The 14996-nt window shown below is 59.4% G+C and carries 17 protein-coding genes; 8 read left to right on the forward strand and 9 right to left on the reverse strand.

The window, feature by feature from the left end; all coding sequences use genetic code 11:
* Window positions 1-85 precede the first annotated feature (85 nt).
* The 3 genes from ACR0NW_RS19770 to ACR0NW_RS19780 are packed head-to-tail and all read left to right on the forward strand — an operon-like array spanning window position 86 to window position 2174.
* Window positions 86-835: an SDR family oxidoreductase gene (locus tag ACR0NW_RS19770; protein ID WP_480452455.1), complete on the forward strand. Its 750-nt coding sequence runs from the start codon at window positions 86-88 to the stop codon at window positions 833-835.
* Window positions 832-1440, forward strand: a complete 609-nt coding sequence (locus tag ACR0NW_RS19775) for an enoyl-CoA hydratase/isomerase family protein (protein WP_170656033.1) — start codon at window positions 832-834, stop codon at window positions 1438-1440. The genes ACR0NW_RS19770 and ACR0NW_RS19775 overlap by 4 nt, the downstream gene beginning before the upstream one ends.
* Complete coding sequence (locus tag ACR0NW_RS19780) at window positions 1437-2174, forward strand: VOC family protein (protein WP_480452311.1); 738 nt, start codon at window positions 1437-1439, stop codon at window positions 2172-2174. Before ACR0NW_RS19775 ends, ACR0NW_RS19780 begins: the two co-directional genes overlap by 4 nt.
* On the opposite strand, the gene ACR0NW_RS19785 is transcribed toward ACR0NW_RS19780, so the two are convergent.
* Window positions 2175-2471 carry an HNH endonuclease gene (locus ACR0NW_RS19785; RefSeq protein WP_480452313.1) on the reverse strand — a complete coding sequence of 99 codons (297 nt, stop codon included), beginning with the start codon at window positions 2469-2471 and terminating at the stop codon, window positions 2175-2177.
* On the opposite strand from ACR0NW_RS19785, the gene ACR0NW_RS19790 reads away from it, so the two are divergent.
* Complete coding sequence (locus ACR0NW_RS19790; protein ID WP_480791898.1) at window positions 2470-3708, forward strand: TIGR03862 family flavoprotein; 1239 nt, start codon at window positions 2470-2472, stop codon at window positions 3706-3708. The genes ACR0NW_RS19785 and ACR0NW_RS19790 overlap by 2 nt on opposite strands.
* Here the strand turns inward: ACR0NW_RS19790 and ACR0NW_RS19795 are convergent.
* From ACR0NW_RS19795 to ACR0NW_RS19815, 5 genes are all read right to left on the reverse strand, one after another.
* Window positions 3705-4301 (reverse strand): glutathione S-transferase family protein, encoded by a 597-nt coding sequence (locus ACR0NW_RS19795; RefSeq protein WP_480452316.1) that lies wholly within the window; start codon window positions 4299-4301, stop codon window positions 3705-3707. The two genes, ACR0NW_RS19790 and ACR0NW_RS19795, sit on opposite strands and share 4 nt — an antisense overlap.
* 81 nt (window positions 4302-4382) lie before the next feature.
* Window positions 4383-5411: a DNA polymerase III subunit delta gene (holA, locus tag ACR0NW_RS19800; protein ID WP_480452317.1), complete on the reverse strand. Its 1029-nt coding sequence runs from the start codon at window positions 5409-5411 to the stop codon at window positions 4383-4385.
* Window positions 5408-5899, reverse strand: a complete 492-nt coding sequence (lptE, locus tag ACR0NW_RS19805; protein ID WP_170656023.1) for an LPS assembly lipoprotein LptE — start codon at window positions 5897-5899, stop codon at window positions 5408-5410. The genes holA and lptE overlap by 4 nt, the downstream gene beginning before the upstream one ends.
* On the reverse strand, window positions 5886-8426 hold the full coding sequence (leuS, locus tag ACR0NW_RS19810; protein ID WP_480452318.1) for a leucine--tRNA ligase: 2541 nt from the start codon (window positions 8424-8426) through the stop codon (window positions 5886-5888). The genes lptE and leuS overlap by 14 nt, the downstream gene beginning before the upstream one ends.
* A 72-nt stretch (window positions 8427-8498) precedes the next feature.
* Window positions 8499-9005 (reverse strand): DUF3576 domain-containing protein, encoded by a 507-nt coding sequence (locus ACR0NW_RS19815; RefSeq protein WP_170656019.1) that lies wholly within the window; start codon window positions 9003-9005, stop codon window positions 8499-8501.
* A 269-nt stretch (window positions 9006-9274) separates the two neighbouring features.
* Here ACR0NW_RS19815 and ACR0NW_RS19820 point away from each other — a divergent pair, with 269 nt between their 5' ends.
* Together ACR0NW_RS19820 and ACR0NW_RS19825 are read left to right on the forward strand one after the other, a co-directional pair.
* A complete protein-coding gene (locus ACR0NW_RS19820) occupies window positions 9275-10300 on the forward strand; it encodes a porin (RefSeq protein ID WP_170656017.1) in 1026 nt (341 codons plus the stop codon).
* A 109-nt stretch (window positions 10301-10409) separates the two neighbouring features.
* Window positions 10410-11069, forward strand: a complete 660-nt coding sequence (locus ACR0NW_RS19825) for a YggS family pyridoxal phosphate-dependent enzyme (RefSeq protein WP_480452320.1) — start codon at window positions 10410-10412, stop codon at window positions 11067-11069.
* Here the strand turns inward: ACR0NW_RS19825 and ACR0NW_RS19830 are convergent.
* Together ACR0NW_RS19830 and ribA are read right to left on the reverse strand one after the other, a co-directional pair.
* Window positions 11053-11553 carry a L,D-transpeptidase family protein gene (locus ACR0NW_RS19830; protein WP_480452322.1) on the reverse strand — a complete coding sequence of 167 codons (501 nt, stop codon included), beginning with the start codon at window positions 11551-11553 and terminating at the stop codon, window positions 11053-11055. The two genes, ACR0NW_RS19825 and ACR0NW_RS19830, sit on opposite strands and share 17 nt — an antisense overlap.
* The gene (ribA, locus tag ACR0NW_RS19835; protein WP_480452323.1) at window positions 11550-12644 is read right to left on the reverse strand and encodes a GTP cyclohydrolase II; all 1095 of its coding nucleotides are present in this window, start codon (window positions 12642-12644) and stop codon (window positions 11550-11552) included. The genes ACR0NW_RS19830 and ribA overlap by 4 nt, the downstream gene beginning before the upstream one ends.
* Before the next feature lie 161 nt (window positions 12645-12805).
* Between ribA and ACR0NW_RS19840 the strand changes: the two genes are divergently transcribed.
* Window positions 12806-13492, forward strand: a complete 687-nt coding sequence (locus ACR0NW_RS19840; RefSeq protein ID WP_170656011.1) for a response regulator transcription factor — start codon at window positions 12806-12808, stop codon at window positions 13490-13492.
* A gap of 155 nt (window positions 13493-13647) precedes the next feature.
* Here the strand turns inward: ACR0NW_RS19840 and ACR0NW_RS19845 are convergent, their stop codons facing one another.
* Window positions 13648-13890 carry a hypothetical protein gene (locus ACR0NW_RS19845; RefSeq protein ID WP_480452325.1) on the reverse strand — a complete coding sequence of 81 codons (243 nt, stop codon included), beginning with the start codon at window positions 13888-13890 and terminating at the stop codon, window positions 13648-13650.
* Between the two features lie 274 nt (window positions 13891-14164).
* Here ACR0NW_RS19845 and ACR0NW_RS19850 point away from each other — a divergent pair, with 274 nt between their 5' ends.
* Window positions 14165-14953 (forward strand): exodeoxyribonuclease III, encoded by a 789-nt coding sequence (locus ACR0NW_RS19850; protein ID WP_480452327.1) that lies wholly within the window; start codon window positions 14165-14167, stop codon window positions 14951-14953.
* Window positions 14954-14996: the final 43 nt, after the last annotated feature.

Below are 14996 nucleotides of genomic sequence, written 5' to 3' on the forward strand. Positions count from 1 at the left end.
ACGGGCGTCAAGGGGCAAGGGCTGGACCCTTTCCCCCATTGCACAGTACGACTCGGGGTAAATGCAGTTTCGAAAGGGTGAGAATATGGAGATGCGGGGAAAAACCGTACTGATAACGGGTGCAAGCCGGGGTATCGGCGCCGAGGCCGGGCGCGTTTTTGCCGCAGCCGGGGCCAATGTGGCACTGCTCGCACGCAGCAAAGATCAGATCGAGGCTTTGGCCGCCGCACTGGGTGACAACGCAATCGCCCTTGGCTGCGACGTCAGCGATTTCGCTCAGGTCGAGCAGGCCGTCGCGGATTGTGTGGCGCGGTTTGGCGGGCTGGATGTACTGATCGGAAATGCGGGTGTGATCGAGCCGATCTTTCATTTGTCCAATGCCGATCCGGCAGGGTGGGGGCAGGCCATCGACATCAACCTCAAAGGCGTCTTCTATGGAATGCGCGCGGCTCTGCCGATCATGAGGGCCGCAGGCGGCGGCAGTATCCTGACCATCTCGTCAGGGGCCGCGTCGAACCCGATCGAGGCCTGGAGCCACTATTGCGCGTCCAAAGCCGGTGCAAAGATGCTGACTGAATGCCTGCATCTGGAAGAGGCCCATAACGGCATCCGGGCCATGGGGCTGTCACCGGGAACAGTCGCCACCGATATGCAGCGGGCAATAAAAACCAGTGGTATCAACCCGGTCAGCCAGCTGGACTGGGACGATCATATCCCCGCGGATTGGCCCGCGCGAGCACTGTTGTGGATGTGTTCCGAAGACGCGGACGAGTTTCTGGGGGCCGAGATTTCGTTGCGCAGCGAAGACATCCGTAAGCGGGCCGGTCTGATATGATCGAACTGACCAAAGAGGACGGATTGTGGATCGTCACCATCAATCGTCCGGACAAGGCCAATTCCCTGACCGGCGCAATGCTGGAGGAACTGGCCGGAATTGCCGAAGCTGCGACTGAAGCCCGGGCTTTGATCCTGACCGGAACCGGCAAGGTCTTCAGCGCCGGGGCCGATCTGGACGAGGCGCGGGCTGGTCTTGCCACCTCGGACGTGTGGGAGCGCCTGTCCGGCGCAATCGCCGCCTTGCCCTGTCTGACCGTTGCCGCACTGAATGGCACGCTTGCAGGCGGCGCAAATGGTATGGCTCTGGCCTGCGACTTGCGCATCGCGGTACCTGCGGCCAAATTTTTCTACCCGGTTATGAAGCTTGGCTTTCTGCCGCAACCTTCCGACACGAAACGCATGGCTGCGCTAATCGGCCCGGCAAGAACCAAACTGATCCTCATGGCGGGGCAAAAAATCACGGCCGATGAAGCGTTTGCCTTTGGTCTTGTGGACAGGGTGGTCGAACCGGATGCGCTGATGCCAACCGCACGGGACCTTGTGGCCGACAGTGTTGCCGCCCGCCCGGACATCGCCGCCGGAATTGCCGGGATGTGCAGATGAGGCTGTCCGCACTTCACCTTCGTGTGGCCGATCCGCAAAGACTGGCCATGTTCTATTGCGATGCGCTGGGCATGTCGGCCCGGCCCGAGGGGCAAAACTGGCGTGTTGGATATGCGGGTCAGGATGCCGATCTGATGTTGACGCCCGGCGGTGGCGGATATGCACATGATCAGGGACAAAGATACTGGAAGATCGGCGTCACTCTGCCGGATGTGGATCTTGCAGCTGCGCATTTGCGTGCATTGGGTGTCCCGGTCAGTGCTCCGCGCCAGTTCCTCGACATCGGCTATATGTGCCACCTGAGCGATCCCGAAGGTTTTGTCATCGAACTGCTCCAGCATGATTTCGAAGGAAATCGTCCGGATGGTGCGGCTGATCCCGAGGCTCCGTTTTTTGATGCCCGTATCGGTCAGATCACACTGCGCACGGGCGATATCACAGCCGAGGACACAGCCTGTACGGCGCTGGGTATGCGATTACTGTCTGTTCAGGATGTCGAGCCCTATGGGTTTGACCTGCATTTCTATGCCTTTACCGATGACACCATGCCCAATCCGGACGTGTGGGCCGTTGTAAACCGTGAATGGTTATGGAAACGCCCTTATACGACACTGGAATTTCAGCACATTCCGGGTGCGCGCTTCGCCCCGGCCCCGGATTATCTGGGCCTTGAGATACAGGGACTGGAAAGGGCTGCCAAAGACGCGCATGGTGGCCCGCTGCTGCCGGGCTGATTACCGCTTGCGTGGTCGTCCCGGTACTTTTGAGCGAAATCCGGGCGGACGCTTTCGAACCCACAACAGGAATTTTTCCAGCCTCGGGTGACCTCGCAACGCTTCGACTGTGTGGTATTCCCGTGCAAGTTCCGCCTCGGTCAGCGTCGCATGTACCTCTTTGTGGCAGATCTGATGAAGCAGAACTGTCGGCCCGCCCTTGCCACCTTTGAGTTTTGGGATCAGATGGTGCAGGCTGCCGCTCCCCTCGGGGATCGGCCGATCGCAAAGCGGGCAGACGGGATCGCTGTTCGTCATGGCAAACAGGGTCGCGCCAAAGGGTGCACGAGGCAAGGGGAAGATGATGGCGCAGGCAGTCGTGATCGGAGCGGGGCCGGCAGGACTGATGGCGGCGCAGGAACTTGCCCGCGCGGGTCACGCGGTGCTGGTGGTCGAGGCCAAGCCATCAGTCGCACGCAAATTCCTCATGGCGGGTAAGTCCGGTCTGAACCTGACCAAGGATGAACCGTTCAGAGAGTTCATAAGTGCCTATGACGAGGCCGCCGACTGGCTGAGCCCGATGATCACCGAGTTCGACGCACAGGCGGCGCAGGACTGGGCGCGCGGTCTGGGGCAGGAGTTGTTCACCGGCTCGACAGGTCGGGTCTTTCCCACGGTCATGAAAGCCTCACCCCTTTTGCGGGAATGGCTGGCGCGGCTGGGGCAGGCCGGGGTTGTCATCCAGACGCGCTGGCGTTGGACCGGATGGCAGGATGATGCGCTGACGTTTGACACACCTGATGGTCAGAAGTTGCTGAACCCGGGCGCTGTGGTTCTGGCACTGGGTGGTGCCAGCTGGGCGCGGCTGGGTTCGGATGGCGTATGGGCGCCCTTGTTGGTGGAAAAGGGCGTATCCCTTGCCGATTTTGCCCCGGCAAATGCTGGGCTTCTGGTGGATTGGTCCGAACATATGCGACCGCTCTTTGGTGAACCGATCAAGGGCGTGGCCCTGCAGGCCGGAACGAAACGCACCCGCGGAGAGGCCGTCATCTCGGCCCGTGGATTGGAAGGCGGGGGCGTTTACAGTATCTGCAAGGCGGTTCGGGAAGGGGCCGCTTTAACGATCGACCTGATGCCGGATCTGTCCTGCGAGGACCTGCTCGGCAGACTGAACAAACCGCGCGGCAAAACCAGCCTGTCCAACCACCTTCGCAAGGTACTGAGCCTTGGGCCGGTCAGAACAGCATTGTTGATGGAGTTCGGGCGCCCCCTGCCAAACGAACCCGACGCCTTGTCCAGCCTGATCAAATCTCTGCCGGTCAATCACGCAGGTCTACGCCCGATGGATGAGGCGATCTCGACAGCCGGTGGTGTCCGGCAATCCGCCGTGGATAAAGGTTTGATGCTGAACGCGCTGCCGGGGGTGTTCTGCGCTGGTGAAATGCTGGATTGGGAAGCCCCGACAGGTGGCTACTTGCTGACGGCTTGCTTTGCCACCGGCAGATGGGCCGGCCGGTCCGCCGCCGAATGGCTGCGGCAGACCGGTAAGGGTTAGGCAGCCTGCGCCAAGGCACCCATACGCTGAAAGGCGGGGCGATTGCGTAACTCCTTGCCGTAAGCCTTGAGATTATCCGAGTTCATCGGGAACCCGGCGCTTTTTGCCCAGCTCATGCAGTGGATGCACAGAATGTCTGCAATGGTCATCTTGTCGCCCTGCAGAAAGGGGCCTTTGAAACGCTCACCCATCCGCTGGAAATTCCGATCAAACTCCCACTTTGCGGCATCGGCGATCTGCGGTACGCGCTTGTCTTCGGGCAGCGCAAAGCCGTGGCGTGCAGCGACCCAAAGCACCGCGTCGAATTCATCCAGCAAGGTATTGAACAACGAATCCTGCGCTGCACGCTCTTTTGTCCCGGCGGGATAGGTAAAATCGCCATGTTTGTCCGCCAGATAGGTCATGATCGCCGAGCTGTCGGTTATGACGGTTTCCCCGTCCACAAGCACCGGGATTTTGCCGGACGGGTTCAGCGCCAGCACCTGCGGATCATGCGGCCCGACATTGATGAACTCGTACTCCTGCCCCAACTCTTCCAGCAGCCACAAAACGCGCGAGGCGCGGCTTTGAATGCGTCCATAGACCTTGTACATGATGCGCTCCAATCTCTCCGATACGCTGCCAATGTGAAGCCCCGCGCGAACGGGTCAAGCAAAACGCGTCGTCAGATCACTTCACCGTGACCGTGCCAGCATGGCCAGACGAATCATTGCACGTTCGACCAGTGCCATGGCGGGCGCGGTCTGCCCCGCGGACCTCAGCGACAGGTCGGTATCGGTCAGAACGGTCAGTGCGGTTTCCAGCTTGTGCGCGCCCCAGCCCTGCGCCTGCCGCAGGATGCGATCGCGCCGCTTGCCATAGACAGGGGGACGCAGCTTGCCGATCCCCTGCGCCGCTCCGCCCGGATCCGAGGCACAGGCGTAAAGCGTGCGAAAATGGCGGGTCGCGCCAATGCACAGGCTGACGGCGTTTGTGCCCTGTGCCTGCAGCCGTCGGATCAGTGGGCCGATTTCCCCGGCCTGACCTTCGGCCACGACATTCAGAACGTCGTCCAGCGCGGCCTCGTTCGAGCGTGGCGCGCAGGCGTCGATATCGTCGATCGTCAACTCGGATGTATCGCCGCGCTTGTACAGCGCCAGCTTTTCAACCGTTTGCGCAAAATCACCGGGGCTCAATTCCCCGGCCAGATCAGTCAATGCCGACATCGCATCGCGCGGGATGCTCTGCAATCCGGCCGCTGACAATGTCCGCTCGATCTCGGCGCGCGAGGGCGGGTCGTCGTAAATCCCGACGGCATAAGCGTTTGGATGTGCCTCAAACGCCTTGCGAATCTTGGACGTCGGTTTCAGTTGCCCGGCTGTAACAATGATCTGCGCATCTCCCGGCGCCCATTCCTCCAGCGCGTTCAGGATCGCCTGAGCCGCGGCTTCACCGGCATCTTCGACAAAGGCCGCTCGCGGTCCGGGAAAAAACCCAACAGCCTTGATTGCGTCCAGCAACCGGGCCGGATCACCGCGCAGGTCAGCACCGGGCATGCGGGTCAGCCGCATTTCCTCTTCGGCATTGGCACCAAGAAGGGCCGGAATGACCTGCTGCCGTTTCAACGCAACACGCATGGCGTCCGCGCCATAAATCAATAGCCCGGCCTTGTCCGCGTCCGGCTTTGCGAAATAGCCTTCGGCGTCGCGTGGGCTCAGCTTCATTCGGGCTGGCCCACCGTGGAATAAAGACGCGTTATGATGTGATCGGCCAGAATCTCCATCAGACGTCCGCGCGCATCACGCTCGTCCGCCAATGTGTCCACGGTCGATCCAGATGCGGAATAGCCAACGAAATCCGTCACCAACCCCTTAGCCACGACGTCACCTGACGCTGCATTCTTCAAAGTGAAGTTTGCGTTTCCGGTGATTGAGTACCGGTTTGTTTCGTTCGACGTGGTGATCGCGGCGGCCCGGGTTACGGTCGCAACCCGCACATTCAGATCGTAATCACCGCCGGAACCTGCGCTGCGTCCCAATCGCTGTTCCAGATTCTGGACCAGAAGATAGCTTTCCACATCTTTTGGTGCGGACACCGCGACGTTGCCATACAGGGCCGATCCTGCGCCACCCGGCGCATAGACCGGCTGAAAACCGCAGGCGGCCAGCGCCAGCGGGAGCATCAGCAAGGTTCTGCGATCAAACGACGACATTCACGATCCGGCCCGGTACTACGATCACTTTCTTCGGTGCGGCTCCATCCAGCGCACGCTGCACAGCTTCGGTGCTGAGCGCGATTTTTTCAACCTCTGCCTTTGCCAGATCTTTCGCAACGCTGATTTCCGCGCGGCGCTTGCCGTTGATCTGGATTGGCAGAGTTACGGTGTCATCGACCAGCATGGCCTCATCCGCCACGGGCCAGGGGGCAACGGCCACAAGTCCTTCGCCACCCTGATGTGCCCAGATATCCTCGGCCAGATGGGGTGTCATCGGTGACATCAGCTGAGCCAGAGTCTTAATCGCCTGTTTTTGCGACGCTGCACCCGCTTTCGATTTTGCCAGCGTGTTCGTAAATGCATAAAGCTTGGCGATGGCTGCGTTGAAGCCAAAGCTGTCGACCCCAAGTGTCACATCGCGGATGGTCTTGTGCATCTCGCGCAGCAGATCCTCATCCCCTTCGCCTTTCGCATCGGTCTCCATTGCGCCAATCTTGTCGCAGAGGTTCCAAACCCGGTTCAGGTGTTTGTATGCCGCTTCGGCTCCGGCGGCCGTCCATTCCACATCCCGTTCGGGGGGCGAATCGGACAGCACGAACCAACGCGCCGTATCGGCACCAAAGGCCGAGATGATCGAGACGGGATCGACCACGTTCTTCTTGGACTTTGACATTTTGGCCGACGGGATGATCTCGACCGCTTCGCCGGTGGCCTTGAGTTTACCATCTTCGACGTCTTCGGGCAGGTGATAGACCGGACGCCCCTTTTCATCGCGCGTCTGATAAATCTCGTGGGTCACCATGCCTTGCGTGAACAGCGCATCGAAGGGTTCGATGGCCTTTTTCGGCAGATGGCCAGTGATGTTCATCGCCCGTGCGAAGAAGCGGGAATAAAGCAGATGCAGAATCGCATGCTCGATTCCGCCGATATACTGGTCGACATTCATCCAGTATTCAGCTTCGGCCGGATCGGTCGGTGTTGCGGCATGCGGAGCGGTGAAGCGGGCGAAATACCACGACGAATCGACGAACGTGTCCATCGTATCGGTCTCGCGTCTGGCCGGTGCACCGCAGGAGGGGCAGGCACAATCGCGCCATGTCGGATGACGGTCCAGCGGATTGCCCGGTTTGTCGAATGTGACGTCATCAGGCAGGCGAACCGGCAGATTTTCCTTTTTCTCCGGCACCACACCGCAGCTTTCGCAATGCACCACGGGAATCGGGCAGCCCCAATAGCGCTGGCGGGACAAGCCCCAGTCGCGCAGGCGATATTTGGTGACGCCTTCACCCCAGCCCGCCTTTTCGGCGAATTCCACAGTTGCGTTGATGGCTTCGTCACCCGTGGCTTCGGTAAGGCCGGCAAAATGGTTCACCCAGCGCACCTTTTGTTCCTTGGGCGGTACAAAGGCGATCTTGTCCACTGGTGTTTCGTCATCCAATGCAAAGAAGGTGTCGACTACCGGCAGGCCATACTTGCGGCAGAAATCCAAGTCGCGCTGGTCATGTGCCGGGCAGGCGAAGATCGCGCCTGTTCCGTAATCCATCAGGATGAAGTTCGCGATCCAGACCGGCAGCTCCCAACTGGGGTCCAGCGGGTGTTTGACCCTGATACCAGTGTCATAGCCCAGCTTTTCGGCGGTCTCGATTGCTTCTTCAGTGGTGCCACCCTTGCGGCATTCCGCAACGAAGCTGGCAACTTCGGGGTTTTCGGCTTCAAGCTGCTTGGCAATCGGATGATCTGGCGAGATACCTACAAATGACGCACCCAACAACGTATCGGGGCGTGTCGTATAAACAGTGATCGGCTCACCGCCATCTGCGCGTTGGAACGAGAATTGCAGACCACGTGACTTGCCGATCCAGTTCTCCTGCATCAGACGCACCTTGGCGGGCCAGTTCTCAAGCGTGTCCAGTGCCGAAAGCAACTCTTCCGACATCGAGGAAATGTTAAAGAACCACTGCGTCAGTTCCCGACGCTCCACCAGCGCGCCTGACCGCCAGCCGCGGCCGTTTTCGACCTGTTCGTTGGCCAGAACGGTCATGTCGACCGGGTCCCAGTTCACGACGGCGTTTTTGCGGTAAACCAGCCCGGCATCGAGCATATCCAGGAACAAGGCCTGCTGTTGGCCGTAATATTCCGGATCACAGGTGGCGAATTCGCGGGACCAGTCGATCGACAGGCCCAGTGGCTTCATCTGCCCGCGCATGTCGGCGATATTGCCGTATGTCCACTCTTTTGGATGGCCACCGATCGCCATTGCCGCGTTTTCCGCGGGCATCCCGAACGCATCCCATCCCATCGGGTGCAGCACGTTGTGGCCCGTGGCCAGCTTGTACCGTGCGATCACGTCACCCATCGTATAGTTGCGCACATGCCCCATATGGATGCGCCCGGAAGGATAGGGGAACATCTCGAGCACATAGTATTTCGGCTTGTCCGCTTGCCGGGTGGCGGTGAAGATTCCGGCCTTGTCCCAGGCCTCCTGCCATTTTGCTTCGATTTCGTTGGCGGAATAGCGAGACATCTTACGGTCCTTCGTGAATGAAAACGCCGGGCAGTGGCCCGGCGTGGTGATAATTCGAATTGGCGCGGGTTGCTAGAGTTTGTCGTCCTGAACGCGCAGCTGGCGTGCGCGGGACAGAATCGCATCCTCGACCGCGCGGGCAGTTGCTGCACTTACGGGCGCACCACCGCTGGTTTGCAACGAAACGTTCAGTGACCGCGCTTCTAGGGCGGGGTCCCTTATATGAACGGTGGCTCGGTAAGACCGTCCGCCACCCGGCGGTCTGCCGTAACCTGTTACGATCACACCGGTAAACGGATCGACCTCCTGTACGGGCAAAAAGCTGAGAACATCCAGCGAGGCCGCCCAAAGGTAACGGTTCACATTGCCGGTCTGTTCGGACCTGTCCGGGCCGAATACATCCCAAATCGATGACTTCTCATAGTCTTGCGCGGCAGATTCGCGGTTGTTTGAGACAATACCGTCATTAGTTGGCGGAGCGTCCGCAACACTGATTCCAGCGCCGCGATTGCCGCAGGCGGTAAGGCCAAGTCCCATGGTCAGGAACAATGTGACGATTAGGGTCTTTTGAATGTTCATTCGTGGCTCCCGCCGTGCTGTGCGTGCAGAAGTCCTACAAAAGCGTGCTGATATGGGCAAGTCCGTATCCTGCAAAGGATGTTTCAAAAGACCGGGATCATTGATCGGCGGTGACTTGCCAGTGTGGCAAAGCTGCACCATCCTGCACGACTTTGCGCCACAGCTGCGTCTGACGCTTGCCAAATCAGGGGTGAAAAAGCGAAACCCCTGTCCATACCCACGCCGGATGATCCGGTTTGGGCATGTGAATAGAAACCGAGGGAAGCAAAATGAAAAAAGTTCTCTTCGCAACGACTGCGCTGATCGCGACCGCAAGCGTCGCAGCCGCAGACGTTCGCCTCAGCGGTTACGGCCGCTTCGGTCTGGATTACAACGACGGCAACTCCAGCGACGTTACTGATCCGAACTTCAACGGCGTCAGCGAGACCAACATCACCAGCCGTCTGCGTCTGCAGTTCGACATGTCGGCAGAAACCGACTCGGGTGTTGCGTTTGACGCTCGTTTCCGTGCACAGGCTGAAAGCCGTGACAACCGTCCGGGTGGCGCAACCTTCAACGGTGCACGCTTTGGCGTTGTATACGAAGGCTTCCGCCTGAACGTCGGCAACATCATCGGTGCTGTTGAAAACATGCCCGGTCTGTACCTCGAAACCCGCACCGCCGGTATCGGCATCGACGGCGCTGGCTTCGTATCGGTTGTTGCTAACGTCAGCGACGAATCGTTCAACTGGGACGCATACTCGTCGGCAGGCGTTGGCGCCAACGGCGTTGAAGCACTGTACTCGGCAGGCGGCTTTGTTGGTCACATTTCGTACTCGACCGACAACGACATCCTGACCCCCGGTGGCACCGTCATCCCTGGCGAAGACCGCGCAGCCATCATGCTGACCTACTCCTGGGAAGGCTTCACCTTCTCGGGTGCTTACCAGGACAGCGGCAACCTTTGGGAAGACAAAGGCGTACTGGCAGTTGCTTATGACTCGGGCAGCTGGGGTGCACGCGTTGCTTATGCCGACAACGACGGCATCGGCAAATGGGGCCTGTACGGCAACGTTGACATCGGCGCAGCTTCGAACCTGCTGCTGTTCGTCACCGACGAAGACGCAGTTTCGGCAACCGACGTTGCAGCTGGTCGTACCGACAACACCGACGCAACCGGCATCGGCACCGAAGGCACCTCGTACGGTATCCACTACTCGTACGACCTGGGTGGCGGCGCATCGTTCGAAACCGGCTACCGCCGCGCGTCGAACGACAACGACACCTTCCAGGCTGGTGTGTACTTCAGCTTCTAAGCTGTACACCGCTTGACGGTATCAAATTGGGGCAGGTCTTCGGACCTGCCCTTTTCTTTTTCGTCCGGTTGGTGTTTTCCTGCGCTGACAACGCAAGCCGAGGAACCAGATGCCGCTGCAAGACATCACCGCCCGCATAGCCGCCGCTGAAAAATCGGCAAACCGCCCCACCGGATCGGTTAAACTGATTGCGGTGTCCAAAGTTCAGCCCAATGAACGGGTCGAGGCGGTTCTGGAACAGGGGCACCGTTGTTTCGGCGAAAACCGCGTGCAGGAGGCGGCTGGAAAATGGCCAGCCTTCATGGAGCGCTTTGATGGCATCGATTTGCACCTCATCGGTCCCTTGCAGACCAACAAGGCGCGGCAGGCGATGGAACTGTGCAATGCCATTCACTCACTGGATCGCCCGAAACTGGCAAAAACCCTTGCGCGTCTAGCGCAAGAGATCGGCAACTGTCCGGAACTTTTCATTCAGGTCAATACCGGTGAAGAAGAGCAGAAGGCCGGTGTCACGCCCGCAGATGCAGACGCCTTCATCGCAGAATGTCGCGGGATGGATTTGCCAATTCGCGGCCTGATGTGCATTCCTCCGGTGGAAGAAGAGCCATCACTTCATTTCGCTCTGCTGGGAAAAATCGCCGCGCGCAACGGTTTGGACGGCCTGTCCATGGGAATGAGCGGTGATTTTGAATCGGCCATTGCGCTTGGTGCAACCCATGTGCGCGTCGGATCAGCCATCTTTGGCGACCGGGTCAGGCCGCAGGAATGATCAATCTCGTCCCCTGACCGATCCGCGCGGCAATCCAGTGCAGATGATCGCGGCGAAACGCTACGCACCCTTCGGTCGGATAGCCGGGCCGCCGCCACTGATGCACAAAAATTGCCGACCCCCGTCCGCGCACGGCGTTTGGCCAGTTCCAGTCGGTAATCAGCACCAGATCATATAGAGGATCCGCCCGACGTAACTTTTCGTGGCTACAGGCATAGGGCGCACGAACCAGATGGTTATAGCCATCATCCGCCATGTCGTCCGACCACAGATCTGAGGGGCCGACAGGGCAAGCCCAGGATGTCGGCGGGGCGATCCGATCAGGGCGATACAGCATCCCCACGATTCGGTGCGTACCGGTTGGCGTCGCCCCATCCCCCTCGCGCTTGTCGTTGCTCAATCCGCCTTTGCCGATTGAGCAGGGGAAAACCCGGCCCCGAAACCGCACTCCGAGGGGTGTCAGAACCAGATCCTCTGGCGTCACAACAAATGGCCCGACTTGGCGGCTTTGGTCGCCAGATACCCTTGATTATGTGCAGTTTCTCCGACCTTAAGGGGTACACGTTCGGTTACGGCGATGCCGGTACGTTCCATCATCGCGATCTTGGCGGGGTTGTTCGTCAGCAACCGCACCGACTTGAAACCGAGCGATTTCAGAATGTCCGACCCCAGCCTGAAATCCCTTTCGTCATCTTCAAAGCCCAGGCGATGGTTGGCTTCAACCGTGTCAAATCCCTGATCCTGCAGGAAATAGGCCCGCATCTTGTTGGCCAGCCCGATCCCGCGTCCTTCCTGATTGAGGTACAACAGCACTCCAGCACCCTCTGTCCCCATCTGGGCCAATGCGCCCCGCAATTGCGGCCCGCAATCGCATTTCAGGCTGCCCATCAGGTCGCCCGTAAAACAGGCCGAGTGCAGACGCGCCAGAACCGGCTTGCCGCGATCCGGACGACCGATTTCGACGGCATAGTGTTCTTCCCCGCCATCTTCGGGTCGGAACACATGCAGCCGCCCGGCTTCCGACACCTCCATCGGCAGGCGCGCGGCGACAACCGGGTGCAGGGGGCTGCGGTCGGCCAGATGTGGCGCGGCCTGAGCATGGCTGATGCATGTCAGCCCGTGTTGAGCCGCGAATGTCGGAGCGTTTTCCAAGGCCAGTACCAGCGCGGCTGGCAGCAAACGGGCCGATTTGGCCACCCGGATAGCCATGCGGTGCAGGCTGGCACTGCCATTGCGCTCGGTCATCAACGGGCCCTTCATGGGCGCGTTCAGATCGTCTGACGGGTCGGCGACTGCCTGTACCCACGCCATGTCCGCATCCGCCGGAACCATCACCCGGGCCAGATCGCCGTCATAGGCGCGGGCTTTCAACGTTTCCGCCCGGCGCCCGGTGATTGCCACCACCAGCTCATCACCAAGCGCGCGCAGATCAGCGAGTCGCTGCGCGCTCAGGGTTTCGGCGGACAGCGCCAAAACCCCGGAACCGCTGTCATCGGACAGCACGACCGGTACGCCCATGCGCAGATCAGCCCGTGCGCGGGCCAGCAGTTCGGTGATATCCGGGAAAAGACTCATGTATGTTATCCTGTAACGTTTGGCGACTTTCCTAATCCTTTGCGATGCAAATGTGAAACATTTCCTCCGCATCGGACACGAGGGCGTGAGAGCATTGCAGTAAAACTTGCCGAATGCGTGTAGCGCGCTCAAGTGAGGAAAAAGCTTTGGAGGACCGGGACATGGCTCAACTCAAGAAAATCCTGTTGGTGGACGACGACGAGGATCTGCGCGAAGCGCTAAGCGAGCAACTTGTGATGACCGAGGATTTCGACGTGTTCGAAGCGTCGGATGGTCAAAGCGCGATGGAGCGTGCTCGCGAGGCGATTTATGACCTGGTCATCTTGGATGTGGGCCTGCCCGATACCGACGGGCGCGAACTGTGCCGACTGATGCGCAAACAGGGGGTAAAAAGCCCGATCCTGATGCTGACCGGCCACGACACTGACGCTGATACGATTCTGGGTCTGGATGCGGGCGCAAATGATTATGTCAGCAAACCCTTCAAGTTTCCGGTCCTGCTGGCCCGTATTCGCGCCCAGCTGCGTCAGCACGAACAATCCGAAGATGCGGTCTTTGCGCTTGGTCCGTACACGTTCAAGCCGGCGATGAAGATGCTGATCACCGAGGATGACCGCAAGATTCGCCTGACCGAGAAGGAAACCAACATCCTCAAGTTCCTGTACCGATCTACCGATGGTGTGGTCGCCCGCGATGTGCTGCTGCATGAGGTGTGGGGCTACAACGCCGGTGTCACGACCCACACGCTGGAAACCCACATCTACCGTTTGCGGCAGAAAATCGAGCCCGACCCCTCGAATGCGCGCCTTTTGGTCACAGAATCGGGTGGATATAGGCTGGTGTCGTAACTGGATGTGGATTGACTTGGATCAAAGTGATACTCTGTAGGTATATTTAGGTTACTCCCAACCCGTGCATGTCCGGGCAATGACATGCACCTCCCTGTTGGACTGCCGGGCCATTGGCCCGGCCTTTTTTTGCCAGACCGCGCTGTCGACGTCTGTCAGGTGCTATTCCAGCGATCTTCGTACTCTCCCAGCAAACGGGACATGTCCCGAAGCGATGCAAACAGCCGGGCATAAACGTCCCGAGACAACTTGGGCTTGCTGTCGTCCAACACCTGTAAAAGGTCGGCCACGCCCGAGGCGAAGATATCGCATACCAGATTGTCAACGACCGTCGGAGCCGGGGTCCAGATGTTTTCCTGATCGTAGTAAGCCGCTGGCAGAGGTTTGTCATCATTCATGGGGTGACCTCTTTCTGTTCCCGGCACACTTGGGGTCGGGAACTCAGCGGACAAGCCCGTTGGCAGGAAGTCACAAGAGATTGGCGATCTCTGTAAAAAAACGGGGGTGGCCAAATGTGCCCCCCAGATCGTTCGGTTCCCTTTCGACCCGCTCAATCTGGAAAATCGCCTTACCGAATGCGGATCAAGCCAAACTGTCTGGGTCGTCTTTTTCTCGTGGCACGTTGTCTCTGCCCGCGCTAGGTTGCGCCAACCGCGACAAAGGAAATCCGCCATGCCCTTTACCCTTGCCACCTGGAACATCAATTCGGTCCGTTTGCGTGAGCCCATCGTATTGAAACTGTTGCAGGAAGAGGCGCCGGATGTCCTGTGTCTGCAGGAGTGCAAATCCCCGGTCGAAAAAATCCCGACCGAAGCATTTGCGGCGCTGGGATATACCCACATGATTGCGCGGGGGCAAAAGGGCTACAATGGCGTCGCCATCCTGTCCCGACTGCCCATCGAGGATGTGGGCGATAAGGATTTCGCAGGCCTTGGCCACGCCCGCCACGTTGCTGGTCGGTTGGAAAACGGCGTGACCATCCAGAATTTCTATGTCCCGGCAGGCGGGGATGTGCCTGATCGCGAGGTGAATGAGAAATTCGGCCAGAAACTCGACTACCTCACCGACATGCGCGACTGGTTTCATGCTGAAAAGCCTGAAAAATCCATTCTGGTTGGCGATCTGAACATCGCACCGCGCGAAGATGACGTCTGGTCGCACAAGCAGTTGCTCAAGATCGTGTCGCACACTCCGATCGAGGTTGAACATTTGGGCGGGACACAGGATGCGGGCGGCTGGGTCGACATCACGCGGCAGGACATTCCTGAAGGGCAGCTTTACAGCTGGTGGTCCTATCGCGCGCGCGATTGGGATGCGGCGGACAAGGGACGGCGGCTGGATCATGTCTGGGCCACGCCCGACATCTCGAACGCGGGCCATTCCAGCCGGATCATGCGGGACGCACGTGGCTGGGAAAAGCCCAGTGACCACGCCCCCGTTTTCGCAACCTTCGACCTTTGATCAAACCGCAAGCCCAAACTCTGCTCTTGGTTTCCTGATCAAG

The organism is Ruegeria sp. CF5 (assembly GCF_056537325.1).

Coding starts and splice junctions, on each gene's coding strand:
- ACR0NW_RS19790 (WP_480791898.1), top strand. CDS start 2,470: ATGGCAAACAGGGTCGCGCCAAAGGGTGCACGAGGCAAGGGGAAGATG.
- ACR0NW_RS19825 (WP_480452320.1), top strand. CDS start 10,410: ATGCCGCTGCAAGACATCACCGCCCGCATAGCCGCCGCTGAAAAATCG.
- lptE (WP_170656023.1), bottom strand. CDS start 5,899: ATGTCGTCGTTTGATCGCAGAACCTTGCTGATGCTCCCGCTGGCGCTG.
- ACR0NW_RS19850 (WP_480452327.1), top strand. CDS start 14,165: ATGCCCTTTACCCTTGCCACCTGGAACATCAATTCGGTCCGTTTGCGT.
- ACR0NW_RS19795 (WP_480452316.1), bottom strand. CDS start 4,301: ATGTACAAGGTCTATGGACGCATTCAAAGCCGCGCCTCGCGCGTTTTG.
- ACR0NW_RS19775 (WP_170656033.1), top strand. CDS start 832: ATGATCGAACTGACCAAAGAGGACGGATTGTGGATCGTCACCATCAAT.
- ACR0NW_RS19820 (WP_170656017.1), top strand. CDS start 9,275: ATGAAAAAAGTTCTCTTCGCAACGACTGCGCTGATCGCGACCGCAAGC.
- leuS (WP_480452318.1), bottom strand. CDS start 8,426: ATGTCTCGCTATTCCGCCAACGAAATCGAAGCAAAATGGCAGGAGGCC.
- holA (WP_480452317.1), bottom strand. CDS start 5,411: ATGAAGCTGAGCCCACGCGACGCCGAAGGCTATTTCGCAAAGCCGGAC.
- ACR0NW_RS19815 (WP_170656019.1), bottom strand. CDS start 9,005: ATGAACATTCAAAAGACCCTAATCGTCACATTGTTCCTGACCATGGGA.
- ACR0NW_RS19770 (WP_480452455.1), top strand. CDS start 86: ATGGAGATGCGGGGAAAAACCGTACTGATAACGGGTGCAAGCCGGGGT.
- ACR0NW_RS19780 (WP_480452311.1), top strand. CDS start 1,437: ATGAGGCTGTCCGCACTTCACCTTCGTGTGGCCGATCCGCAAAGACTG.
- ACR0NW_RS19840 (WP_170656011.1), top strand. CDS start 12,806: ATGGCTCAACTCAAGAAAATCCTGTTGGTGGACGACGACGAGGATCTG.
- ACR0NW_RS19845 (WP_480452325.1), bottom strand. CDS start 13,890: ATGAATGATGACAAACCTCTGCCAGCGGCTTACTACGATCAGGAAAAC.
- ribA (WP_480452323.1), bottom strand. CDS start 12,644: ATGAGTCTTTTCCCGGATATCACCGAACTGCTGGCCCGCGCACGGGCT.
- ACR0NW_RS19785 (WP_480452313.1), bottom strand. CDS start 2,471: ATGACGAACAGCGATCCCGTCTGCCCGCTTTGCGATCGGCCGATCCCC.